General features: G+C 73.5%; 14 protein-coding genes. 7 read left to right on the forward strand and 7 right to left on the reverse strand.

Annotated elements, in window-relative coordinates:
• Positions 1 to 13: 13 nt before the first annotated feature.
• Entirely contained in the window at positions 14 to 1588 is a 1575-nt protein-coding gene (locus tag EJK16_RS17885; RefSeq protein ID WP_127131809.1) for a hypothetical protein, read from the reverse strand.
• Complete coding sequence (locus EJK16_RS17890) at positions 1585 to 2307, reverse strand: hypothetical protein (RefSeq protein ID WP_205739833.1); 723 nt, start codon at positions 2305 to 2307, stop codon at positions 1585 to 1587. Before EJK16_RS17890 ends, EJK16_RS17885 begins: the two co-directional genes overlap by 4 nt.
• Positions 2308 to 2424: 117 nt before the next feature.
• On the opposite strand from EJK16_RS17890, the gene EJK16_RS17895 reads away from it, so the two are divergent.
• Positions 2425 to 2676: a helix-turn-helix domain-containing protein gene (locus tag EJK16_RS17895; protein WP_127131811.1), complete on the forward strand. Its 252-nt coding sequence runs from the start codon at positions 2425 to 2427 to the stop codon at positions 2674 to 2676.
• On the opposite strand, the gene EJK16_RS17900 is transcribed toward EJK16_RS17895, so the two are convergent.
• Complete coding sequence (locus EJK16_RS17900; protein WP_127131813.1) at positions 2633 to 3160, reverse strand: hypothetical protein; 528 nt, start codon at positions 3158 to 3160, stop codon at positions 2633 to 2635. The two genes, EJK16_RS17895 and EJK16_RS17900, sit on opposite strands and share 44 nt — an antisense overlap.
• Positions 3161 to 3385: 225 nt before the next feature.
• On the opposite strand from EJK16_RS17900, the gene EJK16_RS17905 reads away from it, so the two are divergent.
• Together EJK16_RS17905 and EJK16_RS17910 are read left to right on the forward strand one after the other, a co-directional pair.
• Complete coding sequence (locus tag EJK16_RS17905; RefSeq protein WP_127131815.1) at positions 3386 to 4207, forward strand: LysM peptidoglycan-binding domain-containing protein; 822 nt, start codon at positions 3386 to 3388, stop codon at positions 4205 to 4207.
• Complete coding sequence (locus EJK16_RS17910) at positions 4204 to 4734, forward strand: Rv3235 family protein (protein ID WP_127131817.1); 531 nt, start codon at positions 4204 to 4206, stop codon at positions 4732 to 4734. The genes EJK16_RS17905 and EJK16_RS17910 overlap by 4 nt, the downstream gene beginning before the upstream one ends.
• A 134-nt stretch (positions 4735 to 4868) precedes the next feature.
• On the opposite strand, the gene EJK16_RS17915 is transcribed toward EJK16_RS17910, so the two are convergent.
• From EJK16_RS17915 to EJK16_RS17930, 4 genes are all read right to left on the reverse strand, one after another.
• Positions 4869 to 5486 carry an FMN reductase gene (locus EJK16_RS17915; protein ID WP_127131819.1) on the reverse strand — a complete coding sequence of 206 codons (618 nt, stop codon included), beginning with the start codon at positions 5484 to 5486 and terminating at the stop codon, positions 4869 to 4871.
• Between the two features lie 29 nt (positions 5487 to 5515).
• Positions 5516 to 6712 carry a CE1758 family FMN-dependent luciferase-like monooxygenase gene (locus EJK16_RS17920; RefSeq protein WP_127131821.1) on the reverse strand — a complete coding sequence of 399 codons (1197 nt, stop codon included), beginning with the start codon at positions 6710 to 6712 and terminating at the stop codon, positions 5516 to 5518.
• 365 nt (positions 6713 to 7077) lie between these two features.
• Positions 7078 to 9918, reverse strand: coding sequence for a preprotein translocase subunit SecA (gene secA / locus EJK16_RS17925; RefSeq protein WP_127131823.1), 2841 nt, complete (start codon positions 9916 to 9918; stop codon positions 7078 to 7080).
• A gap of 139 nt (positions 9919 to 10057) precedes the next feature.
• Positions 10058 to 11557 carry a winged helix-turn-helix domain-containing protein gene (locus tag EJK16_RS17930; RefSeq protein WP_370276088.1) on the reverse strand — a complete coding sequence of 500 codons (1500 nt, stop codon included), beginning with the start codon at positions 11555 to 11557 and terminating at the stop codon, positions 10058 to 10060.
• A gap of 172 nt (positions 11558 to 11729) precedes the next feature.
• Between EJK16_RS17930 and EJK16_RS17935 the strand changes: the two genes are divergently transcribed.
• From EJK16_RS17935 to EJK16_RS17950, 4 genes are read left to right on the forward strand one after another with little or no spacing between them, the layout of a single operon-like run.
• Positions 11730 to 13025: an ABC transporter substrate-binding protein gene (locus EJK16_RS17935; RefSeq protein ID WP_164737406.1), complete on the forward strand. Its 1296-nt coding sequence runs from the start codon at positions 11730 to 11732 to the stop codon at positions 13023 to 13025.
• Positions 13022 to 14020 (forward strand): carbohydrate ABC transporter permease, encoded by a 999-nt coding sequence (locus tag EJK16_RS17940; RefSeq protein ID WP_127131827.1) that lies wholly within the window; start codon positions 13022 to 13024, stop codon positions 14018 to 14020. Before EJK16_RS17935 ends, EJK16_RS17940 begins: the two co-directional genes overlap by 4 nt.
• On the forward strand, positions 14020 to 14889 hold the full coding sequence (locus EJK16_RS17945) for a carbohydrate ABC transporter permease (RefSeq protein WP_127131829.1): 870 nt from the start codon (positions 14020 to 14022) through the stop codon (positions 14887 to 14889). Before EJK16_RS17940 ends, EJK16_RS17945 begins: the two co-directional genes overlap by 1 nt.
• The gene (locus tag EJK16_RS17950) at positions 14886 to 15842 is read left to right on the forward strand and encodes a glycoside hydrolase family 43 protein (RefSeq protein WP_127131831.1); all 957 of its coding nucleotides are present in this window, start codon (positions 14886 to 14888) and stop codon (positions 15840 to 15842) included. The genes EJK16_RS17945 and EJK16_RS17950 overlap by 4 nt, the downstream gene beginning before the upstream one ends.
• Positions 15843 to 15924: the final 82 nt, after the last annotated feature.

Genomic DNA, 15924 nt, shown 5'->3' on the forward strand with positions numbered 1-15924 from the left:
CACCGTCCCGCCCTCAGCCGGCCCGCGCGCCCAGGAGCGCGCGTCGGCGTCGGCGCCGCACCGGCCCGGCGGGCCGGTCGCCGACCAGGCGCCGGGCCAGCTCGTGCAGCGCCGCACGCGCCGCGGAGGAGGGCGCCGCCTGCGTCAGGGTGCGCCCGTGCAACACAGCCTTGTCCAGCGCGGGCCGGTCGTCGGGCACGAGAACCGCGTCACCGACACCGGCGAACCTGGCCAGGGCCTCATGGATGGACTGGGCGGCACGCGGGCCGGCGGCGGAGGCGCGCACGCGGTTGACCACCACGACGCGTTCGGCGTCCTCGCGCATCACCCGCCGGTCGCCCAGCTCCCCCAGCGCCATGACCAGGCGCCGGATCCCGACCGGCTCCCCCGCCCCGACGACGACCACGACGTCCGCCGCGGCCAGTGCCGAGACGGTGGCCTGGTGGCGCTGCGGACCGAAGGCCTGGTCGAAACCGCCGTCCACCTCGAAGCCGGAGCCGGTGTCGACGACGGTCCACGGGCTCGTCCGGCGGGCGACCTCCCAGACGACCTCCAGGGCCGCCGGGGGCAGCTCGCGCCAGCGGTCGGCCCGGGTCAGGCCCGTGAGGACGCGCAGGCCACCGTCGATGACGGGACACACGCGCTCCAGTGTCGTGGCATCGAGGCGGCCGTGGGTGGCCTGCCGCGCTACGACGGCGATCGCGGAGGAGTCGTCGAGCAGGCCCAGGACCTGGGTGACGGACGGCGCCTCGGTGTCGGCGTCGACCAGCAGGGCCGTGCCCGCGAGCGCCGCCAGCTCCGCGGCCAGCGTCACGGCGACGGTCGTGCGCCCCGGCGCCCCGGGCGGGCCCCACACCGCCACGAGCCGCCCGGCGCCGGCGGCCGGACCGTGGTCATCGGCCCCGGCGCCCGCGGCCGGACCGTGGCCGTCGGCCCCGGCGCCCGCTGCCGGATCGTAGTCCGCCCAGGCGCCCGCGGTCGGATCGTAGTCCGCCCCGGCGTCCGGCGTCTCGGTGTGGGCATCGCCGTCACCGGTGTCGTCGGCGCGGCCGTCATCGGTGGGCGGCACGCGGTCGCCCGGCGCGCCGCCGACCCGCCCATCATTGCTTTCGTCCCTGCCCGTCGGCCGGCCCCCGCGGATCCCCGCCGCGGTCCTACGAGCGGGCCCGCCGTCCGCCGTCGCGTGACGCGCGCCCGGCCCGTCGGGCGGCGTCGGCCCCGCCGGCCCCTGCCTCCCGGCGGCGCGGGCGAGCGCGACGACGACGTCGGCGAGCGCCACCACGGGCGTCTCGGCGGGCTCCACGCGGTCGGCCCCCAGCGCCGCGCACCGCTTCCGGTCACGCTCCTGCGCGACGAGCACGGCGGCGACCCCGGCCGCATGCAGGCGCGCGACCACGGTGCGGTCCACGCCGGGCAGGTCGGCGGAGAGCACGACGACCGCCCCCAGGCCCGCGGCCGCGGCGGCGAGGACCTCGGGCACGTCGGCGCACCGACGAACCACCCGCACGCCCGTACCCGGCGCGTCGAGCGCCTGCACCAGCTCCACCTCGACCGGCCCGGTCAGCGCGAGGAGCGCACCGACGCTCACGCTCCGCCGTCCTGCCCGTCAGCGGGAGAGGCGCCCTCAGCCCCGGGCACGCTCCCCACCGGGGGGTCCCCGAAGGTCGGCACCGCCACGAGCTGGCCGTCGCTGGCGAGCGCGCCCAGCACGTCGGGCAGGCTGAGGCGGGGCACGAGGAGCTCGACCGAGACGCCGGTGCCGCCGACGAACATCGAGCTGTCCTCGAGGACCTCGGCGACCACCAGGTCCGCGGCGAGGAGGGCGGGGTCCGCGGCCTGGGCCGGCTCGCCAGACGCGGTGCGGGCGACCGGCGGCAGCGTCAGCCACAGGTCCACCACCGTGCCCGGGCCGAGGTCCGCGGGCACGGAGAGGCCGAGCGGGACGACCACGGGGCGCAGGTCCACCGCGTCCGACCGGCCCACCGCCGTGCGCGGCACGAGCTCGCCCGCGCCCACCGTGCGGATGACCACGCTCGACTCCGGCGGGCCGTCGGCGGCGAGGAGGTAGCGCCCCTCCGGCGCACGGAGCCGGACCTGCTCGACCACGAGGGCCTCGGCGTCGAGGACGTCGCCGGGGACCAGGGCCTGCCGCGCCGCGTACACGTCCGTCGTGGCGGCCGCGTCGCGCACCGCCCAGGTGCCCACCGCGACGGACCCGGCCACCAGGAGCAGACCGATCCCGAGCCGGGGGTCGCGCCAGGTGGGCCGGCGCAGGCGCCTTGCCAGGGGGAGATCCGGGGAGGTCATCGCGTCACCGTCCTCATGGGTGGCCTATGGTGCCGTTCGTGCGGTGTTCGTGCCGTTGGCCGTCCACAGGTGCGCGGGTCTCCCGTCCCGTGCCCGTAATGGTGGGAGAATGGCCCCATGTCGCAGCGCTTTCTCACTCTTGCGGACGTCGCCGAGGAGCTGGCGGTCTCCGTCGCCCAGGTGCGGGTGCTCGTGCGCTCGGGGGAGCTCGCGGCGATCCAGGTGGGCGGACGCAACCAGTGGCGCGTCGAGGCGGCGGCCCTGGAGGAGTACATCCAGCGCCAGTACGCCCGCACGCGGGCACGCATCGAGGCCGAGCAGCCGGTCACGGAGCGCTCACCGTCAGCACCGACGCCAGTGCGAGACTGACGACCTCCTCCGCGACCCTGCCGGCGTCCGGGTCCGTCCGCAGGTCCAAGTGGTCGGCCCCGACCCGGATCAGCCACCCCGCGTAGCCCCCGGCGTCGCACGCCACCCGCACGCGCGCGCCCTCCCGGGCCAGCGCGCGGAGCACGTGGGTGACGCGCAGGCGCTGCTCGACCACCCCGGCCTGCGGCGCCGCGGCGCCCAGCGGCCAGGCGAGCGCCACCGCCGTCAGCGGCACGAGCGTGCGTCCCTCCCCCGCTCCCAGGAGCACCCACTGCGGGGCGACGTCGAGCACCTGGCCGCGCACGTCGGTTCCGCCGCGCAGCCGGAGGGTGACGGCCGCGCCCAGCCGGGCGCGAAGCCGGTCGCAGAGGCGCACGCCGCCGATCTCCGCCTCCGCCAGCTCGACGACCAGGCCGTCGTCCTCCACGCGCGCCGCAGCCTCGTACTGACTCTGCAGGTCCCCGAACAGGGCTTCCCAGCGCATGGACGCACGCTAGGGCACTGACCGCCCCACGCGGACGGAATTGCCCCGAATCGACGCGTCACTCCACCGTCCCGGTTGTCCACCGCTTCGCCGGTACCGGTTGTCCACCGCTTCGCCGGTACCGGTTTACAGGCCACCTGGCTTGCCGTAGACCAGACCTCATCATCGAGTATCAAACGACATGGTTCGACACCAACTGAGCAATAAAGGTGAGAAGGGGGCGACATGAAGCCACGGGACGCGCGGGACGTCGTCGGCCTCGCCTTCTTGGCGGGCGTGGCCGGCGTACTCGCCGTCGCGTTCGGCCGGCGCGCCCTGGAGACGGCCGCCTCGCTGCTCGTCGCACACCGCTCGGGCGTCATGGACGCCGCCGACCTCGCCGACGTCGTCGCGCTCGTCCTCCTGGCCACCGGCGCCACGGTAGGCACCTGGTACGCCCTGACCGCGGGGCTCGCGCTGGCCGTGCCGTTGTGCGGCGGGGGCCGGTGGCGCACCGCGCTGGAGGGGGCCGTGCGCCGGTGGGGCGCACCGGTCCTGCGCCGGGTCGTGCTCTCCACCGCCGCCGCCGGCATGGGGGTCTCCCTCACCCTCACCGGTGCCGTCGCAGCGACCGTGGTCCCCGACCCGCAGCCGACGCCGATTCCCGTCGACCTCGGCTGGGGGCCGCCGGCCGTGCCGGCCCTCGGCTCCGGCACGCGGAGCGGGACCGGTACGGACGTCCCGAAGCCGACGGTCGCGCCGTCGCCGGCCGTCCCGACTGCGACGCCGTCGCCGGCCGTCCCGACGGTCGCGCCGCCACCGGCCGTCCCGACGGCGGACGGGCCGGCCAGCGCCCCGCGCGCGGCGGCCGCGGGGACGCACGTCGTCACGGCGGGCGAGTCCCTGTGGTCCATCGCGGCCTCCGCGCTCGGTCCGGGCGCGGCCGAGGCCGACATCGTCGCGGCGTGGCCGCTCTGGTACGAGACCAACCGTGCCCTCGTGGGCCCGGACCCCGACCTCATCCACCCGGGCCAGCTGCTGCGGGCCCCGACCGAGAAGGCGCCATGACCACGACCACGCTCACCCGCCCGGCCGTCGCCGGCCGCCCACGCACTGGAACCCTCAGCCCGGCACACGGGCTCGGCGCGACGGACGTGCCACGGACCTCCGCCGCCCATCCCTGGGACCGCGTCCGGTTCGCCGGTCCCCCCACGCCGCCCGCAGCCCCGGCGGGGCCGGATGCCACCGTTCTCGGTGCCGAGCCCCTGCCGGACCCGGCGCAGTGGGCCGGTGCGCTCGTGCGCTCCGCCGTCGAGGCCCTGCTGGGGCTCCGGCCGCCGGCCCAGCTGGCGAGGTGGCTGTCCGCCGAGCTGTACGACTCGCTGAACCGGCGGGCCAACCTCGCCGTGCGGGTCCTCGGCCGCCCCGCCGTCGCGCGCCGGGCGCTGGTCCGGCGCGTGCACGTCTGCGAGGTCGGGCCGCGAGCGGTCGAGGCCGCGGTCGTCGTCCACGACGGCACGCGGGTGCGCGCCGCGGCGGTGCGGCTGGAGGTGCGCCGGGGGCGCTGGCAGGCCACGGCGCTGGAGATCGGATAGGGCCGCAGCGGCGACCGCGGCCGGCGGACCGGGTCCCGGCCGGGGACGACGATGGCCGCGTCCCTGTGGGACGCGGCCATCGTGCTCGGCCGGCGCGGGCGGGGCTGCCTGCGCCGGCCGGTCTGGGGCTCGGGCTACATGCCGCCGAGCATCTGGTCGAAGGAGGGGACGTCGGCGTAGAGGTCCGCCGGCCCGCCGTTCTCCCGGTCGGCGACCATCTCCGCGAGCTCGCGGCCGGCCCGGCGGATGCGGCGGGGCAGCGGGTTGACCGTGTCGGCCTCTCCGGCCCAGTCGTCGGTGGCCGCGAAGACCGTGGTCGTCGCGACGTCGGCGCGCAGGTACGTCATCAGCGGGCGCATGGAGTACTCCAGCGCCAGCGAGTGGCGCGGGGTCCCCCCGGTGGCGCCGAGGAGGACGGGCATGTCGACGAGGGAGTCCTTGTCGAGGATGTCGATGAAGGACTTGAACAGCCCCGAGTACGTGGTGGTGAACAGCGGGGTCACGGCGATGACGCCGTCGGCGCTGGTCACCTTCTCGATCACGGTCTTCAGCTCGCCGGTGGCGAAGCCCGTGAGCATCGCGTTGATGATCTCGTGGGCGACGTCGCGGAGCTCGACGTGCTCGACGGTCGCGCCCACGGCGCGGGCCTGGAGCTCGGCGACGGTGGCCTCGGCCAGGCGCTCACCGAGCAGACGGGTCGAGGAGGGCTGGCCCAGGCCGGCCGAGATCACGACGATGGTGCGCTCGCTCATGCGTTGTCCTGCTTCCTTGGTCGATTCGTTCACAGCCCGAAGGCTGCGCCCTTCTGGGTGACCGCGTCGGCGGCCTCGGTGTCGTCCTCGGCCGTCTTGCCGGTCCAGTGGTCGGCGGCGGCGACGGCCTCGCCCTGGACCTTGCCCGCGGCGCGGGCCTTGGCGACCAGGTCGGCGTGGTTGGGCGGGTTGGACGGGACCCCGGCGGGGCGCTTGGACTCGAACTCCGCGCGGAGCGCGGGCACGATCTCCTCGGCGAGGATGTCGATCTGCTCGAGCACCGTCTTGAGCGGCAGGCCCGCGTGGTCGATGAGGAACAGCTGGCGCTGGTAGTCCCCGACGTCCTCGCGCATGGCGGCGTAGCGGTCGATGATCTCCTGCGGGGACCCGACGGTCAGCGGCGTCTGCTCGGTGAACTCCTCCATGGTCGGGCCGTGCCCGTACACGGGGGCGTTGTCGAAGTACGGGCGGAACTCGCGCTTGGCGTCCTGGGAGTTCTTCCGTGCGAAGAACTGGCCGCCGAGGCCGACGATCGCCTGGTTCGCGGCGCCGTGGCCGTAGTGCTCGAAGCGCTGGCGGTAGTACGCCACCATCCGCTTGGTGTGGCTCATCGGCCAGAAGATGTTGTTGTGGAAGAAGCCGTCACCGTAGTACGCGGCCTGCTCGGCAATCTCGGGGGACCGGATCGAGCCGTGCCACACGAACGGCGCGACGCCGTCGAGCGGGCGCGGGGTCGAGGTGAAGCCCTGGAGCGGGGTGCGGAACTTGCCCTGCCAGTCCACGACCTCCTCGTCCCACAGGCGGCGCAGCAGCGCGTAGTTCTCGATGGCGAGGTTGATGCCCTGGCGGATGTCCTTGCCGAACCAGGGGTAGACCGGGCCGGTGTTGCCGCGGCCCATCATCAGGTCCATGCGCCCGTCCGAGATCACCTGGAGCATCGCGTAGTCCTCGGCGATCTTCACCGGGTCGTTCGTGGTGATCAGCGTCGTTGACGTCGAGAGCGTGATGTTCTTCGTCGTGCCCACCAGGTAGCCCAGCATCGTGGTCGGCGACGACGCCACGAACGGCGGGTTGTGGTGCTCACCGGTCGCGAAGACGTCCAGCCCGGCCTGGTCGGCGTGCTGGGCGATCGCCAGGATGTCCTTGACGCGCTGGGCGTCGGTCGGCGTGTCACCCGTCGTCGGGTCGGTCGTCTGGTCGCTGACCGTGAAGATTCCGAACTCCATGATGCCCCTCGCAAGATCGATGCATTTGCATGTACATCGATCCTAACCATGGGACCTAGGTCTGTATTCCGCCGTTGCGACGCCGGGTCGTGAGCCTGCGCACATGACTGCCGCGCGGGGAGCCCAAACCCACCGGGCCGACGGCGGCACCACCGGACGGCACGCTGCCGGGCCGACGGCGGTACCCACCCGCCGCCACGGGGCCGGCGGCCGCACTCACCGGCCGCCACGCCGTCCTCCTTCCGCCGGTCCGCTCCGGGAACGACGACGGGGCCCCCACCCGTGTCAGGTGTGGGACCCCGTGGTCCGGCGCCGCGCCCCGCGATCCGGTGCGAGGACTTGACCGGTCAGCGGGTGTGGGTGGGTCAGCCGCGCTTCTTGGCCGACCTCGCCGCCGCCCGCCGGGCCTCCCGGTTTCCGTCGCCGCCGCCGACGTCGGCCGGCTGGCCGTCGTCGGTCGTGACGCCGGTCGGGACGGTGCCGTCCAGGGCGGAGGCCGTGTACGTCAGCTTGCTGGGTCGCGCCGGCTCCTCGAGGCCGAGGAGGTCCGGCTCCGGGGCGGCCTGGGCGGGTGCGGCGGCCGTGGGGGCGCCGTCCTGCGCGGGCCGGCGTGCGGCGGCCAGGTTCGGCGCGGCCGCGGTGGCCGCGGCGGCCGCCGACGCCGCGTTGATGAGCGGGCCGGGGGCGGTGATGCCCTCGGCGGGCTCCTGCCGCTTGACCTCGATGTTGAAGAGGTACTGGACCGACTCCTCCTTGATGGCCTCGTTCATGGCCTGGAAGAGCTGGTAGCCCTCGCGCTGGTACTCCACGAGCGGGTCGCGCTGGGCCATCGCCCGCAGCCCGATGCCCTCCTTGAGGTAGTCCATCTCGTAGAGGTGCTCGCGCCACTTGCGGTCGAGCACGGAGAGCACGACGCGCCGCTCGAGCTGGCGCATGACCTCCTCGCCCAGCGACTCCTCGCGGGCCTGGTAGGCGAGGTGGATGTCGGACTGCAGCTCCTCGACGAGCATCTCCGCGCTCACGCGGGTCGCGTTGCCTGCCTCCTCGATGACGTCCTCCGGGGTGATGGAGACCGGGTAGGTCGTCTTGAGGTCGTTCCACAGCGCCGCGAGGTCCCAGGTCTCCGGGGTGCCCTGGGCGGTGAACTCGGACACGACCCCGGCGACGACGTCGTCGAGGAAGGCCTGGATCTGGTCCTGGAGGTCCTCGCCCTCGAGCACCCTGCGGCGCTCCTCGTACACGACGGAACGCTGGCGGGAGAGGACGTCGTCGTACTTGAGGACGTTCTTGCGGATCTCGAAGTTGCGGGCCTCGATCTGCCCCTGCGCGCTGGCGATGCCGCGGGAGACGAACTTGTGCTCCAGGGGCATGTCGTCGGGGTACGAGGCGCCGTCCATGACCCGCATGGCGAGGCCGGAGTTGAACAGCCGCATGAGGTCGTCCTCGAGCGAGAGGTAGAACCGGGACTCGCCCGGGTCGCCCTGGCGCCCCGACCGGCCGCGCAGCTGGTTGTCGATGCGGCGGGACTCGTGGCGCTCGGTGCCGAGCACGTAGAGGCCGCCGAGCTCGGTGACCTCGTCGTGCTCGGCCAACACCGCCTTCCTCGCCGCCGCGAGCGCGTCGGGCCAGGCCGCCTCGTACTCCTCCGGCGTCTCCGTCGGGTCGAGGCCCTTCTCCTTCAGCGCCGCGATGGCGATGAACTCGGCGTTCCCGCCGAGCATGATGTCCGTGCCGCGGCCGGCCATGTTCGTGGCGACCGTGACGGCGCCCTTGCGCCCGGCCATGGCGACGACGGCGGCCTCCCGCTCGTGCTGCTTGGCGTTGAGGACCTGGTGCGGGATGCCCTCCTTCTTCAGCAGCGCGGAGAGCAGCTCGGACTTCTCCACGCTCGTGGTGCCGACCAGGACCGGCTGCCCCTCCTCGTGGCGCTCGCCGATGTCCTTGACGATGGCGTCGTACTTCTGCTTCGCGCCCTTGTAGATGAGGTCGGCCTTGTCGGCGCGCTGCATGGGGCGGTTCGTGGGGATGGGCACCACGCCGATCTTGTAGGTGCCGGAGAACTCCGCGGCCTCCGTCTCGGCGGTGCCGGTCATGCCGGAGAGCTTGTCGTAGAGCCGGAAGTAGTTCTGCAGGGTGATCGTCGCGAGCGTCTGGTTCTCGGCCTTGATGACCACGCCCTCCTTGGCCTCGATCGCCTGGTGCATGCCCTCGTTGTAGCGGCGCCCGGCGAGCACGCGGCCCGTGTGCTCGTCGACGATGAGGACCTCGCCGCGGTCGACGATGTAGTCCTTGTCCTTCTTGAACAGCTCCTTGGCCTTGATGGCGTTGTTGAGGAAGCCGATCAGGGGCGTGTTCAGGGACTCGTAGAGGTTCTCGATGCCGAGGTAGTCCTCGACCTTCTCGATGCCGGGCTCCAGGACGCCGACGGTGCGCTTCTTCTCGTCGACCTCGTAGTCCTTCTCGACCTCGAGCCGCTTGGCGATGCGCGCGAACTCGGCGTACCACTTGTTGACGTCGCCGGAGGCCGGGCCGGAGATGATCAGCGGGGTGCGGGCCTCGTCGATGAGGATCGAGTCGACCTCGTCGACGATGGCGAAGTGGTGGCCGCGCTGGACCAGCTCGGCGGTCGACCACGCCATGTTGTCGCGCAGGTAGTCGAAGCCGAACTCGTTGTTCGTGCCGTAGGTGATGTCGGCGGCGTACTGCTCGCGCCGCTCGTCCGGGCGCTGGCCGGAGACGACGGTGCCGGTGGTCAGCCCGAGGAAGCGGTACACGCGTCCCATGAGCTCGCTCTGGTAGCTGGCGAGGTAGTCGTTGACGGTGACGACGTGCACCCCCTTGCCGGTCAGGGCGTTGAGGTAGCTCGGCAGGGTCGCCACGAGGGTCTTGCCCTCACCGGTCTTCATCTCGGCGATGTTGCCCAGGTGCAGGGCGGCGCCGCCCATGACCTGGACCTTGTAGTGGCGCTGGCCGAGCGTGCGGGAGGAGGCCTCGCGCACCGTGGCGAAGGCCTCGGGGAGCAGGTCGTCCAGGCTCTCGCCGTCGGCGTGACGGGCCTTGAAGCGGTCCGTCTCCTCGCGCAGCTCGGCATCGCTCAGGGAGGAGAACGAGTCCTCCAGGGCGTCCACCTGGTCCGCCATCGCGGTGAGCTTCTTGAGGACGCGCCCCTCGCCCATCCGCAGGATCTTGTCGAGGATCGCAGGCACGCAGAACTCCTGATCGTGTCAGTCTCCACCGGCCCGGGAGGCACGGTGCGGGCGCCCGGCCGGGCACACCCGACTCCATGGTAGGCGCAGCACCGCCCTGGCGGTTGCCGCCTTCCTCACATGGTGGGCGCGGGCCCGCTCACGGCCGGGCGGCGCGCAGGTCGGCCGCGAGGTCTCCCCCGGCGTCGGGATCGACGACGACGGCCCCGAGGCCGAGCCACCCGGCCATCTCGGCGAGCTCGGCCACGAGCGCCTCGGCGACGGCGCCGCGCCGCGGCCAGGCGCCGTCGCCCCGCGGGAGTCCCGGGACGCCCGCGCGTTCCTCGGCGTGGGCGGCGCGCACACGGAGCAGCCCCGACTGGCGGTCCGCCTTGAGGTCGACCCGCGCCACCAGGTGCTCGCCCAGCAGGAAGGGCAGGACGTAGTAGCCGTGGGTGCGCTGGCCGCGGGGGGTGTAGATGCCGATGCGGTAGTGCATGCCCCACAGTTCCGCCAGTCGGCGACGCTCGAAGACGAGCGGGTCGAAGGGGGCGAGCAGGGTGCGCGCGTGGGTGCGCCGGGGCACCCGGGCGGCCGCGTGGAGGTACGCGGGCCGGCCCCACCCGCGCACGTGGACGGGCTCGAGGGTGCCCTCCGCCACCAGCTCGGCGATGGCCCTGCCGGTGGCGGCCGCCGGCAGGCGGAAGTAGTCGGCGAGGCACCGCTGCGTGCCGATGCCGTGGGCGCGGGCGCCGATGGCGACGAGCTCCCGCACGGCGTCGGCCTCCGCCGGGACCGGGGCGGCGAGGACCGCCGGGGGCAGGACACGCTCGGTGAGGTCGTAGGCCCGCTCGAACTGGGCCGTGCGGTGGGCGACGGCGATCTCGCCGACGTCGAAGAGGTGCTCGAGGGCGTGCTTGGCGGGGGTCCAGTTCCAGCCCCAGCCCTCCTTGGCGCCGCGCCGGGCGCCGAGGGCGGCGTGGACCTGGGTCGCGGTGACCGGTCCCTCCTCCGCCACGAGGGCGCGCACCGCCGCGAGCAGGCCAGGGTTGTGGTCGAGCTCGCGGCCCCAGTGGTTCCGCTCGCGGTAGCGCTCCATGCGCCAGCGCAGCAGCTGGTACGTCCGGGGCGGCACGAAGGAGGCCTCGTGGGCCCAGAACTCTACGAGGCGCCGCGGCGCGCGGCCGCCGGCGCGCTCCGGCAGGGCGACGTCGTAGGCGCCCAGCCGGGAGTAGAGCGCCAGGAGGTGCGCGCGGGCGAGCACGTTGACCGAGTCGATCTGCAGCAGCCCGATGCGGTCGATGACGCGGCCCAGGTGCGCCATCGTCGCCGTCCCTGGTGCGGGCCGCGGCCGGTCGAGGCCCTGGGCGGCGACGGCGATGCGCCGGGCCTGGCCGAGCGTGAGGGTGCGGACGGACGCCCCGCCCGCCGTCGTTCCCGCGCGCGGCCGGCCCGTCACGCCCACCACGGCGGCGGCGACGTCGGCGCGGGCGGCGGCGGCGTCGGCGCGGGCGGCGGCGACGACGGCGTCAGCGGCGGCGTCGGCGTCGGCGGCGGCGTCCACGGCGCCCACGACCACGTCGGCGAAGTCGGCGGCGGCCGCGGGCGCCGCCACGACGGACGCCGGCGCGCCGAGGCGCGGGGCGGAAGGGGTGCTCACCATCCCATCGTGCCTGGTCCCACCCACACGCACCGGCCCGACGCCGGGGGCGCCCCTCCCCACCCCAGTCGTGCCGCCGACCCGGCGGCGCTAACGTGACGGCCACCACACGTTAACGGCGACGGTGAGGGGGTGGGGCATGGCGCACGGAGGAGTGTCGCGTCGTGACTTCTTGGCACTGACACTGGCGGCGGGTGCCGGGGCGGCGCTGGCCGCCTGCGCGAACCCGACGCCTCTGGCGGCCACCGGGCCGGCGCTGACGGGCGGTGGTTACGACGGCCCCCCGGTCACGCTCCAGTACTGGAACGGCTTCACGGGCGGTGACGGGCCGGCCATGCGCCAGCTCGTCGCCGACTTCAACAACAGCCAGGACCTCATCACGGTGCGGATGAACGTGGTGCAGTGGGCGCAGTACTACCAGCGCGTCGTCGCCGCGGTGCACGCGGGCCAGGGCCCCGACATCGGCGCGATGCACGTGGAGCAGCTCGCGACCCAGGCGGTGCGGCGGAGCATCAGCCCGCTCGACGACGTCGTGGGCGAGCTCGGCATCTCGGAGCAGGAGTACCCCGCCGAGGTGTGGCAGGCCGGGATCTACGAGGGCAAGCGGTACGGCATCCCGCTGGACGTGCACTCCCTGGGCTCCTACGCGAACACCGCGCTGCTGCAGAAGGCCGGGCTCTCCGCCCAGCCCGCCTCGGGCGAGGAGCTGCAGGCCAACCTCGCCGCGCTGATGGCCGCCGGGGTGTCCACCCCGTTCTGGGTGCCGAACCGGTGGCCGGCGCACCTGATCTTCCTCTCCCTGCTCTGGCAGTTCGGCGGCGAGCCCTACGCGGAGGACGGCTCGGCCGCGACCTTCGACAGCGACGCCGGCGTGCAGGCGCTGAGCTGGATGACCAGCCAGATCCAGCAGGGCTTCAGCCCGCCCAACGTGGCGCCGGACTCGCAGTACACCGCGTTCAAGAACGGCGACGGCGCGTTCACCTGGGACGGCATCTGGCAGATCAACGACCTCGAGAGCACCGCGCCGGACCTCAAGTGGAAGCTGGCGCCGCTGCCGACCGTCGGCACCGAGCCCGCGGTGTGGGCGAACTCCCACCACCTGGTGCTGTTCCGCAGCCGCCGGCCCGACGACAACCGGCTGCTGGCGAGCAAGGAGTTCCTGAAGTTCCTCGTGGAGAACTCGGCGGCCTGGGCGGGCGCGGGGATGATCCCGGCGCGGTCGCAGGCACGCGAGGACCCCGACTTCCGGGCCAGCCCGCAGGCCGCGATCGCCGAGGCCATCGGATCGATGCGCTTCCTGCCGCCGATCGCCGCGGTCGGCGAGGTCCAGGCGCAGACCCTCGAGACCGCCGTATCCAACGCGGTCCTGGGCGCGGCCGAGCCGCAGGCCGCGCTGAGCGCCGCGGCCAAGCAGGCGACCGCGATCATGCAGAGCAACCTGCGCAAGTTCGAAGGAGTGCTCCAATGACCGAAACAGTGCTCGGCAGGGCGGCCACCGTCGGCGCCGCACCCGGGACCGGCCGCGGCGCGCTCGACGCCCGCCCGCGGACGGCGAGCGCCGCCAAGGACAACCGGGACGGCTGGCTCTTCCTGGCCCCGTACCTGGTGCTGTTCACGGTCTTCGTGATCCTGCCGACGATCCTGGGCATCTGGATCAGCCTGCACGAGTACGACTACACCCTCCCCGACAAGCCCTGGGTCGGGCTGGAGAACTACTCCGGCCTGATCACCGGGTCCTCGCCCTTCGCGGGCCCGTTCTGGCAGGGCATCCGGGCGACGGCCATCTTCACCGTCTTCACCGTCCCGCTCCTGCTCGTGCTCCCGCTCCTGGTGGCGCTGGCCATGAACCTGAGGTTCCGCGGGCGCAACTTCTTCCGGGCCATGTACTTCGCGCCCTACGTCCTGGGCGTCGCGGTCGTCGCGGTGCTCTGGCGCTACCTGCTCGACACCAACATCGGGCTGGTCAACTACTACCTCGAGCAGCTCGGGCTCTCGGGCGCCGCGCCGTGGCTGACCCAGCTGCCGTGGGTCTGGGTCTCCCTCGTCGGGGTGACGGTGTGGTGGACGCTGGGGTTCAACACGGTGATCTACCTCGCGGCCCTCCAGGACATCTCCCCCGAGCTGTACGAGGCCGCGAAGATGGACGGCGCGAACGCGTGGCAGCGCTTCCGCAACATCACCCTCCCGGGGCTGCGGCCGGTGCTGCTCTTCGTCACGTCCGTGACGATCATCGCCTCGGTGAACATGTTCGGGCAGTCCTACCTCATGACCCAGGGCGCCCCGGGGCAGGAGAGCCGCACGGCGATCTACCAGATCGCCGAGACCGGGCTGACCAGCTTCAACTCCGGCGTCGCCTCGGCCATGTCGATGATCTTCACCGTCTTCCTGGCCCTGGTCAGCGTGATCGTCTTCTTCATCTTCCGCGAGCGTGACGCCCGCGGGCCCGACGGAGGGAAGCACTGATGCGCACCACCATCGCCCCGCGCACCTCCGACGTGTCGGGCCGGCGCCGCAGCCCACGCCGCGGCCTGCTCTACGCGCTTCTGGCGATCCTCACGCTGATCTTCATCTCGCCCCTGCTGTACATGCTCTCCACGTCGTTCAAGACGACGGCCGGGGCGGCGGCGCCGAGCCCACAGTGGATCCCGATCGAGCCCACCCTGCACGCCTACGAGTCCATCTTCACCACGAGCGGCACGCCCGTGGTGCGCTGGCTCGTCAACAGCATCCTGGCGGCGACGCTCCAGACGGTACTCATCCTCGTGACCGCCTCGATGGCGGGCTACGCGCTGGCGCGCATCGACTTCCGCGGCAAGCGGATCGTCTTCGGCATCATCATCGCGACGCTGTTCGTCCCGCCGGTCATCCTGCTGATCCCCAACTACCTCGTGGTGGGCCGGCTCGGCTGGCTGGACACGCTGCTCGCCGTCATCCTCCCCGGCGCCGCCGGGGCCTTCGGCGTGTTCTTCCTGCGCCAGTTCTTCCTCGGCCTGCCGCTGGAGCTTGAGGAGGCCGCCCGCATCGACGGCGCCACCCGCTGGCGGACGTTCCGGCAGATCATCCTGCCGCTGTCGCGTCCCGCGCTGGTCACCCTCGCCCTGCTCTCGTTCCTGACGAACTGGAACGACTTCCTCTGGCCCGTGTACGTGCTCTTCTCGCCCGAGAACCAGACGCTGCCCGCGGGGCTGTCCACGCTGCAGAACGCCAACGCGGTGCGCTACGACCTGCTCATGGCCGGGGCCGTCATCGCCAGCGTGCCCGTGCTGCTCATGTACTTCGCGGCGCAGCGCTACATCGTCGAGGGCGTGGGCCGGGCCGGGCTCAAGGGATGAGCAGCACCTACACGAACCCCGTCTGGCCGGGCTACTTCGCCGACCCGTTCGTGATGGCGGCGCAGTCCCGCTACTACGCGTTCGGGACGGGGACGGGGACCGCGTCGCAGTCGCTGGTGGGCCTGGTGTCCGAGGACCTCGTCAGCTGGCGGGACCTCGGGGCGGTCCTCGCCCCGGACGCGGTCACCGGCCCGGCCACGCACCTGTGGGCGCCCGAGGTGGCCGAGGTGGACGGCGGGTACGTCATGTACTACTCGGCGGGCGTGGAGGACAAGGGCCACCGCCTGCGCGCAGCGTCGAGCCCGCGCGCCGAGGGGCCCTACCGCGACCTCGGGGCGCAGCTCGCGCCGGGAGAGCCGTTCGCCATCGACCCGCACCCCTTCCGTGACGCCGACGGCACCTGGTACCTGTTCTACGCCGTCGACCGCCTGGACTCCGACCGGGCGGGCACCGCCATCGTGGTGGACCGGATGGTGGCCCGGGACCGGCTCGCCGGCGACCCCCGGCCGGTCATCGTGCCGTCGGCGGACTGGCAGCTCTTCCACGCGGGCCGGCCCATGTACGACGCCGTGTACGACTGGCACACCTGCGAGGGCCCGTTCGTGGTCCGCCGCGGGGGCCGCTACTGGTGCCTGTACTCGGGCGGGAACTGGCAGCAGCCCTCCTACGGAGTCTCCGCCGCGTCCGCGCCGCACCCCCTGGGCCCGTGGACCGAGGCGCCGGGCGAGGGGCCCGCGGTGATCCGGACCCGGCCGGGCCTGGCGCACGGGCCCGGGCACGCGAGCGTCGTGACCGACGACGCCGGGGTGGACTGGCTCGTCTACCACGCCTGGGACCCGGACGGCACCGCCCGGCGCATGTGCCTGGACCGGCTGGACTGGACGCCGGACGGCCCGGTCTGCGCCGGGCCGAGCGTCACGCCGCAGGCCGCGCCGACCGTCCGGGGCGCCTGATCGAACGGATCGCGCCACAACCGGCGTAGGAGACCACGAGGGAGGGCCAGCCGCGGACAACTTCCGTCACTCCAGCACCGCT

This window comes from Georgenia sp. SYP-B2076 (genome assembly GCF_003991205.1).
Classification (GTDB): Bacteria; Actinomycetota; Actinomycetes; order Actinomycetales; family Actinomycetaceae; genus Georgenia.